At 46.1% G+C, this 16,695-nt stretch carries 15 protein-coding genes; 9 read left to right on the top strand and 6 right to left on the bottom strand.

Going from position 1 to position 16,695, the window contains the following annotated elements; all coding sequences use genetic code 11:
* Positions 1-4 precede the first annotated feature (4 nt).
* Positions 5-394, bottom strand: coding sequence for an OsmC family protein (locus tag ICN40_RS08035; protein WP_216243293.1), 390 nt, complete (start codon positions 392-394; stop codon positions 5-7).
* Between the two features lie 44 nt (positions 395-438).
* Entirely contained in the window at positions 439-849 is a 411-nt protein-coding gene (locus tag ICN40_RS08030) for a rhodanese-like domain-containing protein (RefSeq protein ID WP_216243291.1), read from the bottom strand.
* 58 nt (positions 850-907) lie between these two features.
* Here ICN40_RS08030 and ICN40_RS08025 point away from each other — a divergent pair, with 58 nt between their 5' ends.
* The 9 genes from ICN40_RS08025 (at position 908) to ICN40_RS07985 (ending at position 10,881) form a co-directional block, all read left to right on the top strand.
* Positions 908-2,170 (top strand): putative Na+/H+ antiporter, encoded by a 1,263-nt coding sequence (locus tag ICN40_RS08025; RefSeq protein WP_216243290.1) that lies wholly within the window; start codon positions 908-910, stop codon positions 2,168-2,170.
* Between the two features lie 66 nt (positions 2,171-2,236).
* The gene (miaB, locus tag ICN40_RS08020) at positions 2,237-3,583 is read left to right on the top strand and encodes a tRNA (N6-isopentenyl adenosine(37)-C2)-methylthiotransferase MiaB (protein ID WP_216243288.1); all 1,347 of its coding nucleotides are present in this window, start codon (positions 2,237-2,239) and stop codon (positions 3,581-3,583) included.
* Positions 3,573-4,046, top strand: a complete 474-nt coding sequence (ybeY, locus tag ICN40_RS08015; protein ID WP_216243286.1) for an rRNA maturation RNase YbeY — start codon at positions 3,573-3,575, stop codon at positions 4,044-4,046. Before miaB ends, ybeY begins: the two co-directional genes overlap by 11 nt.
* 30 nt (positions 4,047-4,076) lie before the next feature.
* The gene (locus tag ICN40_RS08010) at positions 4,077-4,916 is read left to right on the top strand and encodes an HlyC/CorC family transporter (protein WP_216243285.1); all 840 of its coding nucleotides are present in this window, start codon (positions 4,077-4,079) and stop codon (positions 4,914-4,916) included.
* Positions 4,917-4,954: 38 nt separating this feature from the next.
* Entirely contained in the window at positions 4,955-6,454 is a 1,500-nt protein-coding gene (gene lnt, locus ICN40_RS08005) for an apolipoprotein N-acyltransferase (protein WP_072582899.1), read from the top strand.
* A 59-nt stretch (positions 6,455-6,513) separates the two neighbouring features.
* On the top strand, positions 6,514-7,404 hold the full coding sequence (glyQ, locus tag ICN40_RS08000) for a glycine--tRNA ligase subunit alpha (protein WP_068319536.1): 891 nt from the start codon (positions 6,514-6,516) through the stop codon (positions 7,402-7,404).
* Positions 7,405-7,431: 27 nt separating this feature from the next.
* Positions 7,432-9,570 carry a glycine--tRNA ligase subunit beta gene (gene glyS, locus ICN40_RS07995; protein ID WP_216243283.1) on the top strand — a complete coding sequence of 713 codons (2,139 nt, stop codon included), beginning with the start codon at positions 7,432-7,434 and terminating at the stop codon, positions 9,568-9,570.
* Entirely contained in the window at positions 9,567-10,139 is a 573-nt protein-coding gene (gmhB, locus tag ICN40_RS07990) for a D-glycero-beta-D-manno-heptose 1,7-bisphosphate 7-phosphatase (RefSeq protein ID WP_216243279.1), read from the top strand. Before glyS ends, gmhB begins: the two co-directional genes overlap by 4 nt.
* A 7-nt stretch (positions 10,140-10,146) precedes the next feature.
* A complete protein-coding gene (locus ICN40_RS07985) occupies positions 10,147-10,881 on the top strand; it encodes a 1-acyl-sn-glycerol-3-phosphate acyltransferase (protein WP_216243276.1) in 735 nt (244 codons plus the stop codon).
* A 48-nt stretch (positions 10,882-10,929) separates the two neighbouring features.
* On the opposite strand, the gene rsmA is transcribed toward ICN40_RS07985, so the two are convergent.
* The 4 genes from rsmA to ICN40_RS07965 are packed head-to-tail and all read right to left on the bottom strand — an operon-like array spanning position 10,930 to position 16,668.
* Positions 10,930-11,706 carry a 16S rRNA (adenine(1518)-N(6)/adenine(1519)-N(6))-dimethyltransferase RsmA gene (rsmA, locus tag ICN40_RS07980; RefSeq protein WP_216243275.1) on the bottom strand — a complete coding sequence of 259 codons (777 nt, stop codon included), beginning with the start codon at positions 11,704-11,706 and terminating at the stop codon, positions 10,930-10,932.
* Positions 11,707-11,709: 3 nt separating this feature from the next.
* Complete coding sequence (gene pdxA / locus ICN40_RS07975) at positions 11,710-12,717, bottom strand: 4-hydroxythreonine-4-phosphate dehydrogenase PdxA (protein WP_216243274.1); 1,008 nt, start codon at positions 12,715-12,717, stop codon at positions 11,710-11,712.
* The gene (locus tag ICN40_RS07970; protein ID WP_255561291.1) at positions 12,692-14,137 is read right to left on the bottom strand and encodes a peptidylprolyl isomerase; all 1,446 of its coding nucleotides are present in this window, start codon (positions 14,135-14,137) and stop codon (positions 12,692-12,694) included. The genes pdxA and ICN40_RS07970 overlap by 26 nt, the downstream gene beginning before the upstream one ends.
* An 8-nt stretch (positions 14,138-14,145) precedes the next feature.
* Positions 14,146-16,668 carry an LPS-assembly protein LptD gene (locus ICN40_RS07965; protein ID WP_216243272.1) on the bottom strand — a complete coding sequence of 841 codons (2,523 nt, stop codon included), beginning with the start codon at positions 16,666-16,668 and terminating at the stop codon, positions 14,146-14,148.
* Between the last annotated feature and the right edge of the window lie 27 nt (positions 16,669-16,695).

The following is a 16,695-nucleotide window of genomic DNA, read 5'->3' as shown; positions in this document are numbered from 1 at the left end:
AGTATTAATTTACCAGCTGGGTTTTTATTTGGATCTGGCCTGCCAATGCTTTATGGATAGGGCATTTATGCGCAATCTCCAATAAGCGCTCCTTTTCCTCAGCACTCAAATTGCCTTGCAACTGAATCTCGCGGAAGAATGTTTCAACATCATCATTCCGCTCGATATCCACAGTCACAATCGCATTATCTAATTTCATTTCTTTGCGCCCAGCGTACATCTTGAGAGTCATTGAGGTACAAGCAGCTAAAGCAGCACCCAGATACTCGTGAGGACTCGGGCCCGTACCAGAGCCGCCTTTAGATACTTCTGCATCAGAAAAAAAATGCAAATCACCAGCGCTTAATTTCTGCTGAAGGGGTCCTTGGCCAAATTGCGAAACTACTTTTCTCATAAGAATCCTAAAAAATTAATGCAAAAAAATCATCAAGACCGACTTTAACCGGAATGGGATTTGCTTGCTTTTGCTACGATGGGTAATTGCGCCTTCTTCCAGGCACTAAAACCACCTTCCAAATGGCATATATTGGGTACTCCCATTCTCTGGAGAGTTTGCGTTGCTAAGGCTGAACGCCAAGCCGAGGCGCAATACAACACCAACCTCTTGCCTTCGCCAAATATGGGTTTGTAATAAGGGCTGTCAGGATCAACCCAAAACTCCAACATTCCCCTGGGGGCATGCAGCGCATTTGGAATCATGCCCTCTCGCTCTAATTCACGAACATCCCGTATATCTACAAACACCACATTTGTGTCCGCCACTAAATCCGATGCTATTTCTACGGAAAGAGTCTCAATTTCAGCCATTGCCTCCTGAATAAGCTCTTGATACCCAATCTTTAATTTCACCAAAATCTCCTAAATCAACAATGCCTAAATCTCATGAAGCACCTGCTACCATTCTGCTATGAACTTTACCCCCACAGAACTTGGTGCGAGCATTATTTTTGCAATTGCTGTTTTGCATACCTTTTGCACAGGCTATTTTGAATCGATTGCTAAAAAATCTCCTCGGCATGCTGGCCTTTGGCATCTTCTTGGAGAGGTAGAAATTGTCTTTGGCTTTTGGGCTGCCATATTGGTTATTTTCATTTCTTTCTACGATGACTTAGGGACTGCCAAGAACTTTCTCAATAAACGCAATTTCACAGAACCACTCTTTGTTTTTGCCATCATGATTGTGGCGGGCACAAAACCTATTCTGTATTTTTCTACTTTAATTTTGCATGTGCTAGCTAATGGCCTGCAATACCTATTCCGCATCAGAAGCGCTCCTGCATTATATTTTTTAACCCTAGGAGCCACACCACTCCTTGGCTCTCTAATTACTGAACCTGCAGCGATGACCCTGGCTGCATTTTTATTACGCGATCTTGTCTATCGCCACCAATGCTCCAAAGCGCTTCTGTTTGGCACTCTTGGCGTGCTCTTTGTAAACATCTCAATTGGGGGCACGCTCACCAATTTTGCTGCTCCGCCCGTTCTGATGGTGGCCTCCACTTGGGGATGGAGTTCAGCATTTATGTTTAGCAACTTTGGTCTAGAGTCTTGCATTGCAATCTTTATCAATGCTCTGGCAGCAACTCTTTTATTTCATCGCCAATTAATCGAACCTAATACCGATAAACAGGAAGTCAAAATTCCTTTAGCAGTTATTTTGACGCACCTGCTTTTCCTCTTTGGAGTGGTTTACTTTGCGCATGATCCAATTATTTTCACGTGGATTCTGCTCTTCTTTATTGGTTACACCACGGCATATCCAAAACATCAAAGTCCTCTTATTCTGAAAGAAGCGCTTTTGGTGGGATTCTTCCTGGGTGGTTTAGTAGTATTGGGTGCATTACAAGGATGGTGGCTGCAACCCATTCTCGAAATGATGAGTCCTACTGCAGTCTTTTATGGCAGCCTTGTTCTGACTGCCTTCACCGACAATGCAGCGCTGACCTATCTAGGATCATTGGTTACGGGAACCTCACCGGAGTTCAAGCTGGCATTAGTGGGTGGAGCGGTTGCCGGTGGTGGCCTCACCGTCATTGCTAATGCTCCCAACCCAGCAGGTATTGCGATCTTGCGTGGCCACTTTCCTGGACATACGGTTTCAGCACTATATCTATTGATGGCAGCTATTCCGCCCACTATCGTGGCAATTTTGGCCTACAGGCTCATATAAGAACAACTTGGGTCTTAGGCAGTAAAATCTGAGCTTCGCCCCCAGCTATAAACCTGAGAACGGCATATGAAAAAGCTCTATATCAAAACCTTTGGCTGTCAAATGAACGAGTACGACTCGGGAAAAATGGCAGACCTCCTGCATGCCGATGAAGGCATGGTCATGACGGATCGCCCTGAAGATGCCGACGTGGTTCTTCTCAACACCTGCTCTATTCGCGAAAAAGCGGAAGACAAAGTCTTTTCAGATTTGGGACGGCTGCGTGAACTCAAAAAAACGAAGCCCGACTTACTGATTGGCGTTGGTGGCTGCGTTGCCAGCCAAGAAGGTCAACAAATTGTTAGTCGTGCTCCTTACGTCGATGTTGTGTTTGGGCCTCAAACACTCCATCGCCTATCCGACCTCATTGCACAGCGTCGCAAAACTGGAGTCTCTCAAGTAGACATCTCTTTCCCCGAAATCGAAAAGTTTGACCATCTTCCCGCATCTCGCCAAACTCGTGGCTCTGCATACGTCTCCATCATGGAAGGTTGCTCTAAGTATTGCAGCTATTGTGTTGTGCCCTATACGCGTGGCGAAGAAGTCTCCAGGCCATTTGATGATGTGCTGACAGAAGTCGCTGGCCTTGCTAGCAAAGGCGTCAAAGAAATTGTGCTGCTTGGTCAAAACGTAAACGCTTATCTTGGCAAGATGGGTGATACCGAAGAAATCGCTGACTTTGCTCTATTGATTGAATACATCGCTGACATTCCTGGGGTTGAACGGATTCGCTTTACCACCAGCCACCCTAAAGAATTTACACAACGCCTCATTGACGTCTACGCTAAAGTGCCTAAGCTTGTAAGTCACCTACATCTGCCTGTACAACATGGCTCGGATTCTATGCTCTCAGCGATGAAGCGCGGCTATACAGCCCTAGAGTTCAAGAGCATTATTCGTAAGATGCGCGCTGTTCGCCCCGACCTGACACTGTCGAGTGATTTCATTGTGGGCTTTCCAGGTGAAACTGAGGCTGACTTTGAAAAACTATTGAAGATGGTGAAAGAGCTGAACTTTGATAACAGCTTTTGTTTTATCTTTAGCCCACGCCCAGGAACTCCTGCGGCAAACCTTCACGATGACACACCTTACGAAGTAAAACTCAAGCGCCTCCAAACTTTACTGGCATTAGTTGAGGGACAGGCAAACCAAATTAGCCAAAAAATGTTGGGCAATACTGAAAGAGTATTGATTGAGGGTCTTGCTAAGGATGGCATCAACTTACAAGGTCGCGCTGAAAATAATCGTGTCATTCATTTCACAGCACCCGATCAAGATATTGAAAGTCTCATTGGTCAATTCGTAGACATTCGCATTACGGAAGTTCTAAACTACACCCTTAGAGGCGAGTTAGAAGAAGCCCATGCCAACTAATAACAAAAGCAATTCCCCCAAGCTAACAATTGATCTGCAATACGCTAGCCTAGCGATTGAGTCCGCCATCAATAAAACAGCATCCTCTGCGCTAATTAAGAAATGGGTGAAAAGTACCACAGCTCTTAGCGGCTTAATCACCCTTCGCTTTGTCAATACTGCAGAAGGCAAAAAGTTGAACTTGGCTTTTCGTCAAAAAGATTACGCCACCAATGTTTTAACTTTTCCTTACGAGCTTTCAAAAGATGCTGTGGTGGCAGATATTATTTTTTGCTTACCAGTTCTACAAAAAGAAGCCAAAGAGCAAAGTAAATCACTGAAAGCCCATTTGGCCCACTTAATTGTGCATGGCTGCCTTCATGCTCAAGGTCACGATCACGAGGTCAGTCGGGACGCCAAAAAAATGGAGGCCCTGGAAATCCAAATTCTCCAAAAATTAGGCTTTGCCAACCCCTATTCTTGATTTGCCATATTTCTACGCTATTCTTGCTATATGCCTGACCCCAATAAATCCCTTTTAAATCGCTTGGCTGATTTTTTAACTCCGCAGCCAACTGAACCCAGTGAACGCCGTCAGGAACTAATTGATACCCTTCGAGAAGCTCAAGCCGAGGGATTGATTGATGCGGATGCCCTCTCCATGATTGAAGGTGTTTTTCAAGTGGGGCAGTTGTGTGCCCGCGATATCCTTGTACCCCGCGCCCAAATTGACTGGATCGATATTGGTCAACCTCTCGCTGAAATTATTAAGAGCGTTATTGAAGCGGCTCACTCACGCTTTCCTGTATTCGAAAGCAGTCGAGATAACGTCATTGGTATTTTGTTAGCGAAAGATTTATTACGTCACGCTACAGAAAAAGATTTTCAGGTGCGGGATTGGCTACGCCCAGCCGTATTTATTCCAGAATCCAAACGTCTTAGCGTCTTATTGCGAGACTTCAAAGACAACCGCAATCATTTAGCCATCGTAGTTGACGAATATAGCGGCATTGCCGGCATTATTACTATTGAAGATGTGCTCGAGCAGATCGTTGGCGACATTGAGGATGAACATGACGTCGATGAAGAAGCCGATAACCTCATCGCCTTAGATAACGGCGACATTCGCGTTAAAGGTATTACCGAGCTTGAGCAATTCAATGAAAGACTTGGTACTGATTTTGAAGCGGATGAGATTGAGACGGTAGCGGGCTTGGTGATTCAGCATTTAGGCCGCGTTCCTAAAATGGGTGAGATCATTGAAATAGGTGGCATTGAATTTGAAGTACAGCGCGCCGACCCAAGACAAATTCACATTCTGCTTGCACGACAATCCAATAAAAAATCAGACTGAGATTTACATTGTTTGATCAGCACTCCAATCATTCGGGCATGAGCATCAAAATCTTTTCAGTTTGCATTCTGTTTGTATTGGGAGCGGTCCTTGCTGCCGTTGCTGAGTTACCCTATGGTGGCTGGATTCAGATCCCCGTTCTCAGCCTTCTGTGGTGGCGTCTTGATCAGAAGCCCATCTCCTTTAAAAAACAATTTGTCTTAGGCCTCCCATTCGGCATCGCTTATTTTGTTGTAGGTCTATGGTGGCTTTACATCAGCCTGCATGATGTTGGTGGCATGAGTGCGCCACTTGCTTGTATGGGTGTATTCCTGCTCTCTGCTTATGTGGCGCTCTATTTCTCATTAGCAACACTTGCTATTCCACTGTTTAAACAGAGTCGCTTATTTGGTCTGCTGCTGGGAGCGAGTTGGGTTCTTGCGGAATTTCTACGAGGCTATATCTTCACTGGATTTCCTTGGATGGGCTTTGCAGAAACCCAGTTCAATGGCCCATTTGCGCCTGTCGCACCCTTCTTTGGCGGGCTAGCATGTACCTTTTTGGCAGTATGGGCCTCCTGGGAAATTTACCAAGCCCGTAAGCATGTCATTTCTAGCATGTTCCTCATATTGGCTGTCATTGGGATTTCTCAAAGCGCTAATTTATTTACTTTCACCAAGCCAGTTGGAGAGCCAATTAGCGTTCGCTTAATTCAAGGCAACTTTGAACAAAGTCTGAAATTCAATCCTCAAGCTATTGGCAGGCAAATCGATTTCTATGCTGGAGAAATTACTAAAGAAGCAGCCAACCTTATCATCATTCCTGAGACTGCGTTTCCATGGCCACTTCCCAATTTGCCAATTGGCTTATTTAATTACCTGCAAGATTTTTCCAATAAAGGTAACAGCAACATTCTGCTTGGCTTGATCGGCGAAGTGCCTGGAGAAGGCGGTATGCAGTATTCGAATCGCGCTACTGGACTCTCGCCCAATGCATTGCCCTATCAATACGATAAAGCCCACCTCGTTCCCTTTGGAGAATTTATCCCTCTAGGTTTTCAGTGGTTCGTTAAAGCCTTTCATGTACCCATGAGCGACTTTGCAAGAGGAAAACTAGATCAACCCCCCTTTGCGATTGTGCGCAAGGATCAAGATGATCTTCATGCGGCAATTACGATTTGCTATGAAGACGTCTTTGGTGGCGAACTCGCCTCCCGCATTCAACATAGCGACCAGCCAGTCAACCTACTTATTAACATGACCAATCTAGCCTGGTTTGGGGATTCTCAAGCATCCACTCAACAACTCAGGCTTTCACAATTGCGCTCCCTGGAAACTGGACTTCCCGCCTTGCGTGCCACCAATACCGGAATTACTGCAGTTCTTGGTCCTGATGGCAGAGTACTAAAAGCGCTCCCGGAATTTACCCAAACAACCCTCAGCACCCAGGTTCAGGCGTATTCTGGAAAAACACCTTATGTCATTTGGGGCAATTTACCGATTTTGGGTATTTCTTGCCTGCTCTTGCTTTGGGGTCTGATTCGTCACAGGCGTTTTTAAGCATTTTTAACTCTAGAGTGCTCTAGCCATGTAAAATCAAAGGCTTAGCCAGGTTAATCATGCTTACTTTTCAGCAAATCATTCTCAAACTTCAAGATTATTGGGACCAACAAGGTTGTGCCCTATTGCAACCTATCGACCTCGAGGTTGGTGCCGGTACATCCCATACCGCAACCTTCTTACGCGCCATTGGTCCTGAGCCTTGGAAAGCAGCTTACGTTCAGCCATCCCGCCGACCTAAAGATGGTCGCTATGGTGAAAATCCAAATCGCTTACAACACTACTATCAATATCAAGTAGTCCTCAAGCCAGCACCTGAAAATATTCTCGATCTTTACCTAGGATCTCTTGCCGCTTTAGGCTTAGACCTTAAAGAGAATGATGTTCGTTTTGTAGAGGACGATTGGGAAAACCCAACACTGGGTGCATGGGGTCTTGGCTGGGAAGTTTGGCTCAATGGCATGGAGGTGACGCAGTTCACTTACTTCCAACAAGTAGGTGGCTTAGATTGCAAGCCTGTTCTTGGTGAGATTACCTACGGTATTGAGCGTTTGGCAATGTATATCCAAAACTGCTCTAACGTCTACGACTTAGTATGGGCCGACGGCATCTCTTATGGGGATGTATATCACCAGAATGAAGTGGAGCAATCTTGCTACAACTTTGAACACTCCAATACTGATTTACTCTTTGCCAACTTCACAAACTATGAAAGTGAAGCAAAGCGTTTGATGGAAGTTCCACTGGCACTACCTGCTTACGAGATGGTACTTAAAGCAGCGCACACATTTAATTTGCTGGATGCGCGTGGCGCTATCTCGGTGACTGAGCGTGCAGCCTACATAGGCCGCATTCGTAATCTTTCTCGGGCAGTGGCGCAGGCCTACTTTGAGTCTAGAGAAAAACTGGGCTTCCCAATGTGTCAACGTCAAGCTAAAGCTCAGGCTTAAGCGCATCGAGATTTTTGTATTCCACTTATGAGCACATCTAATTCAAATCCTCAATCAGCGACTTTATTGATCGAGGTATTTACCGAAGAACTGCCACCTAAGACTCTGCGTCGCTTGGGCGATGCATTTAGCGAAGGCATCTTTGCAGCACTCAAAACAGCCGGCCTTGCATCCGAATCATCCAAGATGACCGGCTTTGCAACACCGCGTCGTTTAGCCGTACAAGTCACTAAGGTTCTTGATCAAGCGCCTGACTACCCTGTGCGGGAAAAATTATTACCTACTAGCATTGCATTTGACGCTGAAGGTAAAGCAACCCCACCACTACTCAAGAAATTGGGTGCTCTAGGGTATGGAGATATTGATCTTGCCACTTTAGAAAAAGCGGGTGAGGGTAAGAATGAAGCCCTGTACCTTAATGTCATTGCTAAAGGTGCTGCTCTTGAGCAAACGGCGCAGACTGCGCTTGAACAAACATTAAGCAAGCTGCCCATTGCAAAAATGATGCACTACCAAGTGTTACAAAAGGATGGTCGATTGGCCGACGTGCAATTTGCTCGCCCTGCCCACCGTATCATTGCACTACATGGCGCCACTACTTTAAACATCAGTGCTTTAGGTATTGATGCAGTCAATCAAACTGAAGGCCATCGTTTTTTAGCTCCCGGCCTCATCACCATTACGAATGCAGACCAATACGAAACCGAACTCCAGTCCAAAGCCAAGATTATTGCTAGCTTTAATCAGCGTCGGGCGCAAATTGAAGCTGCCCTATTAAAAGCGGCTGGCGAGGATCTGGTATTAATGCCGGATAGCCTTCTAGATGAAGTAACAGCCCTTGTTGAGTGGCCGGCCATCTACGAATGCCATTTTGATCAAGAGTTCTTAGAGGTACCTCAAGAATGCTTGATTTTGACCATGCAAACCAATCAAAAGTATTTTGCATTGACAGACAAACAAGGCAAATTACGTAATCGTTTCTTGATTGCTTCTAATATTGAAACAAGTAAGCCAGACGCCATCATCTCAGGCAATGAGCGCGTTGTACGCCCACGCTTGTCCGATGCTCGCTTCTTCTTCCAGCAAGATCAAAAGCGCCCTTTGGCTTCTCGTGTGGCAGATCTTGGCAAGGTGGTTTATCACAACCAGTTAGGCAATCAGCTAGATCGCACAAAGCGCGTTCAAGGGTTAGCTGTAGGTATCGCCAAAAGACTGGGTGCCGATGAAAAGCTAGCTTCACGCGCTGCAGAAATTGCTAAGACAGACTTACTAACTGATATGGTTGGCGAGTTCCCAGAGTTGCAAGGCATTATGGGGCGTTATTACGCTACTCATGATGGCGAGCATGCTGATGTTGCTAGTGCTTGCAGCGAACACTATATGCCGCGCTTTGCAGGCGACACTCTGCCGCAAACCCAAACTGGCACGATCTTAGCTATTGCCGACAAATTAGAAACCTTAGTTGGCATTTGGGGTGTTGGACTGGCCCCTACTGGCGATAAAGACCCGTATGCACTACGTCGTCATGCCTTAGGCATTTGCCGTTTGCTCTTAGAAAAGAATCTTTCGCTGAATTTGCCTGAATTAATCGAATTAGCTCGTGCGCAGTTTCCCCAAGCGGATGTAAAAGATAAAGCAAAAGCCGCCGATATCTATGCGTTCATTATTGATCGCTTGCGCGCCTATTTGCGGGACCAGTCAGTTGCTGGTAAAGCCTTTACTAGTGCGGAGATTGATGCCGTCCTGAGCCAAGAACCAGCACAAATTAATGACTTGATCGAGCGATTGACTGCCCTGCGTGAATTTAATGCTCTGGCAGAAGCTGCTCAACTAGCTGCCGCAAATAAGCGCATCAGTAATATTCTGAAGAAAACCACTACCGCTATTCCTGCAGCGTGTTCAGCCAAATTACTGCAAATTCCAGCAGAGGCAACACTACACAAGGCATTGGAAGCGGTGATTCCTGCACTCAATGCTGCTTATGAAAAACGTCAATTTGTTGAGCTCTTAAGAGCGCTAGTCGCCTTGAGCGGACCAATTGATCAATTCTTTGCAGATGTGATGGTCATGGATCCTAATCCTGAGCTACGAGATAATCGCCTCGCCCTCCTGCAACAACTTCACCAGAAAATGAATCTCGTTGCCGATCTCGGCAAATTAGCATGAGCTCCAGCTCTTCTAAATTAGTCATTCTTGATCGCGATGGCGTGATCAATGAAGATCGCGATGATTATGTGAAGTCAGTAGATCAATGGATTCCCCTTCGAGGAAGCTTAGAGGCGATAGCCTTACTCAATCAAGCGGGCTATCAAATTGCTTTAGCAACCAATCAGTCAGGTCTTTCCAGGGGCTACTTCACAATTAATGATTTACATGCCATGCATAGCAAAATGGAGACTTTGCTAAAGCCATTAGGCGGTCATATCGACAGCATCTTCTTTTGCCCTCATCAAGATTCACATCAATGTGATTGCCGTAAACCGGCACCAGGCATGATGAAAGAAATTGCATTGCGCTATAAGAGGACGGATAGCACCAAACCACTGACAGGCGTTCCTATAGTGGGGGATTCTTTACGGGATCTTCAAGCTGGAGTAGCCTTAGGAGCTTCACCTCACCTAGTGCTCACAGGTAAGGGTGAAAAAACGCTTACAAAAGGTGACCTACCTGAAGGCACACAAATTCATGCTGATCTACTGGCTTTTGCAAATGCACTTTTAGAAAATAAGGCTTAGACCCATCGTGAAATTGATTCGCTCCATCCTCTTTGCCTTATTTTTAGTTATCTTTACACCCATCTGGTCAGTGCTATGCATGCTGGCCTTTCCATTTCTGAGTCCTGAAAACCGCTATACCTTTATTGGACTCTGGAACAAAATCGTTATCGCCTTATTAAAGCCATTGTGCGGCATTCATTATGAAATCCGCGGCATGGAAAACATGCGGGCTGTACTCAATGAGCGGGTCATCATCTTAAGTAAGCACCAGTCCGCTTACGAAACTATTGCATATATCGCGCTACTACCAAAACAACTTTGCTTTGTATTTAAGCGTGAACTTCTCTGGATTCCTTTCTTTGGTTGGGCCCTAGCGCTACTGAAGATGATCCACATTAATCGTTCCAATAAACAGACAGCAGCCCATTCTGTAGCGACTCAAGGCCGTAAACGCTTAAGTGAAGGCAAATGGATCATGATGTTTCCAGAAGGCACTAGAACCCCTATTGGTTCAACCAAGCCTTACCGCAAAGGTGGAGCACGCCTTGCGAGTGCTACAGATGCACTAGTGATTCCGATTGCGCACAACGCTGGTCGTTGCTGGCCGAAAAATAGCTTTATCAAGCAACCGGGCACAGTCATCTTTTCAATTGGGCCTGCGATTAGCTCAACCAATAAGTCAGCTGAAGAACTTCAACGCGAGGTAGAAGGTTGGATTGAAGCTGAAATGCGTGTGATTGACCCCAGCGCTTATAAATAATTCACTAGAAGGCAGTAATTCAGTGCTGAGTCAGGACTGAATATTGATTTATGAGGCTAGAACTTTAGCCCACTCGATATAGCGGTCAACGGAAATATCCTGGGCTCTCGCCTTAAGCTCTATCTCCGTCAAACCCAATCTGTCTGAAAAAACACTCAAGTTAGTCCGCAACATTTTTCTTCTTTGAGAGAAGGCGGCAGCAACTACTTTTTCCAATGAATTCCATTGAGCATCTGTCAACGTAAAGCCCCTTCTTGGGATCATTCGCACGACAGCAGAGTTCACCTTAGGCTGAGGATCAAAAGCCTCAGGAGGAACCTCTAGCACCAACTCCATATCGTAACGAGCTTGCAGCATGACCGACAGACGACTGAAATCAGAGCTTCCCGCCTTCGCAACCATTCTTTCCACCACCTCTGCTTGCAACATAAATACCTGTTCATCGATTGAGGCTGCTGCAGAAACCAAATGGAACAATAAAGGTGAAGAAATGTTGTATGGAAGATTACCAACTACCTTACATAAGCCTTGCTTAGTCGATCTATTCTGAGCCCATGTCAAAAAGTCAAACTTGAGCGCATCACCCTCAATCACCGAGAGGCCTTTGAGATTTTTCTCATTCCAAAAAGCTACCAAATCACGGTCAATCTCCAAAAGGTCTAGGTGATCAAGATTACTCAACAAAGGGAGTGTTAGCGCACCCAGGCCAGGACCAATCTCAATGACATGCATATCCGCACTAGGATTGATAAGCGCAACAATAGAATAAATAATTCCGTTGTCCTGCAAAAAGTTTTGGCCAAATCGTTTGCGAGCGCGATGCATAGATTAGTCTTGCTTTCGTTTATTCAGAGCCAACTTATATGCCAAGCGCAAAGCCTCAAGCATGCTCCCCGAGTCAGCCAGCCCTTTGCCAGCAATATCCAAGGCGGTTCCGTGATCTACGGAAGTTCGAATAATAGGTAATCCTAAAGTGACATTCACGCCATTACCAAAGGTAACAAACTTGAACGGTGCGAGTCCTTGATCGTGGTATATCGCAATGAAAGCATCTACTTGCGCAACAGATTCTGGATCAAACATGGTATCGCCGGGATAAGGACCAGAAACAAGGATTCCCATCTTCTTAGCTGCTTCAATGGCCGGAGAGATGATTTCAATTTCTTCTTGGCCCAAATAACCAGACTCTCCTGCATGTGGATTTAAACCCGCCATCCGAATGATAGGCTTAGCGATTCCGAATTTCTGCTGTAAATCTTGATTAACGATTTGAATCGTTTCTAATATCAAGTCATAACTCAGTGCTTGTGGAACTTCCTTTAAAGGAAGATGGGTTGTGACAAGAGCAACACGTAAATCTCTGGGTGTCTTGAGCCCCAAAAAACCGATGGGCAACGGCGCACATAACATCATCACCACATGAGAAACCTTGCAGCGCTGTGCTAGGTATTCCGTATGCCCTGTAAATGGCATACCAGCCTCATTAATAATACTTTTTTGAAGGGGTGCGGTCACCATGGCATCAAAGCGCCCTTGCTGACAACCATCAATCGCCCGATCTAAAAGATGCACTACATACTGGGCGTTTTGAGAATTCAAGCTACCCAAAACGACAGGGGCCCCGAGGAGGACGGATTGGATTTGTAATCGACTAGATAGGTCTGAACCAAGGCCCCCAGGTATTCTCAGTAACTTATCGTTACCTAATAAAGTGATGTGAGCATCTGCATGTGAACGTAGAAACTCAAGCGAGGCAGCTAAAGAAACTTCAGGCCCGATACCGGCTGGTTCACCGGTGGTTACAACGAGATTAACGAGGTGCGCTACTTGCTTCATCTTCCACGTTCAGAATTTTTACAGTTGCGTTATCACGCAGCTCACGCATCCACTCTTGATAAGCTTGATCAAACTTTTTCTCACGAATTGCTGCTCGTGCAAATTGACGTTGCTTCTCAACGGTGAGCTGACCTTCGCGACGCTCCAATACCTGAATTAGGTGCCAACCAAATTCAGTTTTAACAGGATTACTAACCTCGCCAATTTGCAGACGATTCATGGCCTGCTCAAATTCGGGAACCAAATCCCCAGGACTCATCCAACCTAGCTCACCGCCATTTGGCGCAGATCCATCTTCAGAATATTTCTTTGCAAGTTCCGCAAAGTCTGCAGTCTTTGCCCGTATCTGATCACGGTAGCCTTGCAAACGCCTCTCTGCATCTTGATCACTTAAGCCAGCACGACTACGCAATAAAATATGACGGGAGAGAGTTTGTGTAATAGGAATATTTTGCGGAGTAGGTGAGCCAGCATCAGGTGCTGCAGCCTGCTGCGGAGGCGCACTTGCTCCTGCTGCACGGCGATCCAAAACTTTAAGCACATGGTATCCAGCAGGACTTTTCACAACCGTATTAGCAACCTGTCCACCACCAGTATTGCGAATTGCTTCATAAAATAATTGTGGCAAACGATCAGGAGTGCGATAGCCTAATTCTTGAAACTTAATCTTTGGATTATCTTTTGCAGCCATTGCGCCCAGCTGCAGAAAATCAACATCTCCACGAGCATCCTTTAATAGAGCGTCCGCTTTCTTTTTTGCTTCAGCCTGAGCTCCAGCACCTGCACCAGCATCAACAGGGATAAAGATTTGAGCTAGGTCGATTTCTTCGGGTTCGCCTTTGGCAGCAGGTGCCGACCTCGTAGCTCCAGCGCCAGAAGTTGCCCGCGTACGTTCAGCAATAAAGTTATCAATTTCAGCATCTGAAACCTTGAGCTTGCCCTCGACTTCTCTTTCGCGATAACGGGTAATCATGACGTCATCCCGCAATAACTGCTTATAGCGCTCAAAGGTAGTGCCGGAGGCAATTACTTTTGCCTTGAACTCAGCAACAGATAGCTTATTTTTTGCTGCAACATCACCAATAATCTTGTCTAACTCTTTGTTGCTGACAGCAACGCCCTCCTGGTCAGCATTTTGTAGTTGAATTTTTTCAAGGATGAGTCTATCCAGAATGATTTTACGCACCGTGCCATCTTCCGGCAATTTCACACCTTGTTTTTTAAGTGTAGCAATTCGGTCATCAATTTCTTTGCGGGTTACATAACCCGTGTTGACGACTGCAGCTACACCATCGATATTACGAATTTTGCTTTCTGCAATAGCATTCGCCTTTGCCGAATCCTGAGCAAGTGCAACATTCGCGAATAATCCAATGCCAATGAAAATGGCATGAACACTCATTTGTTTAAAACGTTTCATACAAAGCATTATTGATAGTTCTCATATGTTGAGGGTGGTATAGGCTTAGAGGTAGGCATATATCCAGGAACATTTAGCTTCATGATATCAACTGGATTGCTTCCAGCGCTACCAAAGCCCCTAAATTCGACCTGAAAGAGCACCTGGGTAGTGGTTATTTGAGAAGTATTCAAGACTTGAGAGTAGGCGCCACGAAAAGTCCAGCAGTCCCTACTCCACTCCAAGGCCACTAAGGTGTTCAAAGTCTTGGTAGTCAAGGCATCGTATCCCCAGCGCCCTAAAACAGAAACCTCACGGGTAATAGGCCACTGCCCAGAAATATTGTATTGATCGGTAGTCGTAGATGCGGGCACGAATGCTTGATTATTTTGAGCGAATGCCTGAACTGGTGGCGACCAAACGTTACGGTAGCCGAAATTTAAACTTCTGCCCGGAGTAGGGCGCCAACTACCGCCCACGGTAGTTTGAACCAAACGATTGAGCTGCGTGTTGTATTGACCGAATACATCTGCACTAAAGTTACCAAGTAAGCGCACTGAACCAGAGCCCAGAGTGTCTGAATAAGTAGTGGGATTCACAATCGTGCCATTCAATCCAACCCGCTGCCCAGTGAACTGCTGCTTCTGCGCAAGAGTGACCGTGGCACGCTCTGCACCAGTGCTAGCTTCAATCATGCGGCTAGTTAAACCAAGCGTGGCTGCATTGTTATCTGCCACACGGTCATTACCAATAAAGGTATTTTCACTAAAGATCTGCGAAACACCGAAGCCCGCATCCGCAGTATCAAACAAAGGCGTTTGTGATTGATTTTGATAAGGCGTATAAACATAAAAAGCGCGAGGCTCCATAGTTAACAACATATCGCGACCGTAGAAGCCCCTCAATTCGGCAGCATCTCTTTCAAATGCCAATCCAGAATCCAAACTGAATGTAGGGATGGTAAAGCCTTGTGCAACAGGCGCTCCACCAGTTGCAAAAGGAGTGGCGTTATACGTGTTCGATTGGAAGCTCATCTTTGGAGTGATGTAATAGCCTGGTGTTACCTGAGGCAAAGCCATCGCACCCTTAACGACTGTTCTATCGGCCTGACTGTAAACACCAGGCGCAGTAGCAGCCAAGTTGCCGCCAATGTTATATGAGAATCTTGTGTAATCTGTAGAGAACGTAGTTGCCGGTCCAGCAGGCAAAGTAACGTACTTACCGCTGGTATCAGCTACTGCAGGAGTCAGGCGGTTGTTATAGGCGGCGGTAATGTTTGGCAACACGTTGTAAGGAGCTTGAACTAAAGCGGTTGGGTCCGGCTGCAAAGTTTGAAACGTTAATGCTCTAGCTGACACTACCCAGTTACTTAAATCGCCCGTCAACCCTTTAGTGGTACCAACCTCTTGACGGAACTGACTAGTAACAGCCCCAGCAATACTCTGCGAGAAATCCGTTGGATATAAATTATCTGAAACACGTGACATATTTGCATAGCCCGACCATGAGCCTGGCATTGGAATTCCACCAGGCGCCACACCTCCGCTAAAAACCTCTCTCTGCTGCCAGTCATAGCGCCAACGGTTGGTTCCTGTCTTATTGTCATGTGCGAGGTAGTCACCGCCTAGGGTGCCGCTGTCCTTGCTTTCCAGAAACCGGTAGTTTGCGCCCACCTGCAGACCCCGCTCACTCATGTAACGCGGAAGAATTAATAAGTCCCTATTGGGAGCTATGTTGACGTAATAAGGCTGAGTAATATCAAAGCCATTATTGGAGTTGTATCCTGCTACCGGCGCCAAGATGCCCGAACGACGCTCATTGGAAGTGGGAGCGGTGAAGTAAGGAACGTATGCAATGGGAACATCAAAGAAGCGCATCACGCCATGCGTTCCAACCATTTCTTTTTGCTCATTATCAATTTCTAAAGTACTGGCCGAAAAATACCAGTCCATATTTTGCGGCGTACATGTTGTGTAGGTCGCTTTATCAAAAACAAAAATATCTGAGTTTTCAATAGTGAGTTTTTTAGCCGTACCATTGCCGCGCGTATCTCGTAGCTCGTACGAAGGCGTTTCCATTTCGCCTTCACGCGCATCTACTTTGAATTTGGCAGTTGGCCCCTTAAAAGTAGTATTGCCTTTGTTCAACTCAGCATTGCCTACGAGCTCAGCAATATCAGTATCGGGGTCATAAACAATCTCATCCGCTTTAATCACTGCGCCATTGCGTCGCATTTGTGCGCGACCTTTTAGCTTCATCTTCCGATCGACCACTCCATCAATGGAATCGCTTGAGGTAAAAGTGAGCGCCTTACTATCATCCAAGGGAACCCCGACTCGCAGCTGATCATCCAACTTTAAAACAGTGACATTGCCACGATCAGGCAATAAAACCGTATTAGCATTAGCTTGTGCGCTTGGAGTTAATGGAGCAGGTGCTTGAGCGCGGACGCAGAGGGCAAATTGAAGCAATGCCACCCCCATCAAAACGCGCAGGGTTACATGCAAAAAAAGAGGGGCGCAATGGCCGGCGCGACGGCGATAATGACTCATAGATCCAGACCCGCCTTATTATACGAA

The organism is Polynucleobacter sp. Fuers-14 (assembly GCF_018882045.1).
Classification (GTDB): domain Bacteria; phylum Pseudomonadota; class Gammaproteobacteria; order Burkholderiales; family Burkholderiaceae; genus Polynucleobacter.
This window is presented reverse-complemented; position numbering and strand designations above follow the sequence as displayed.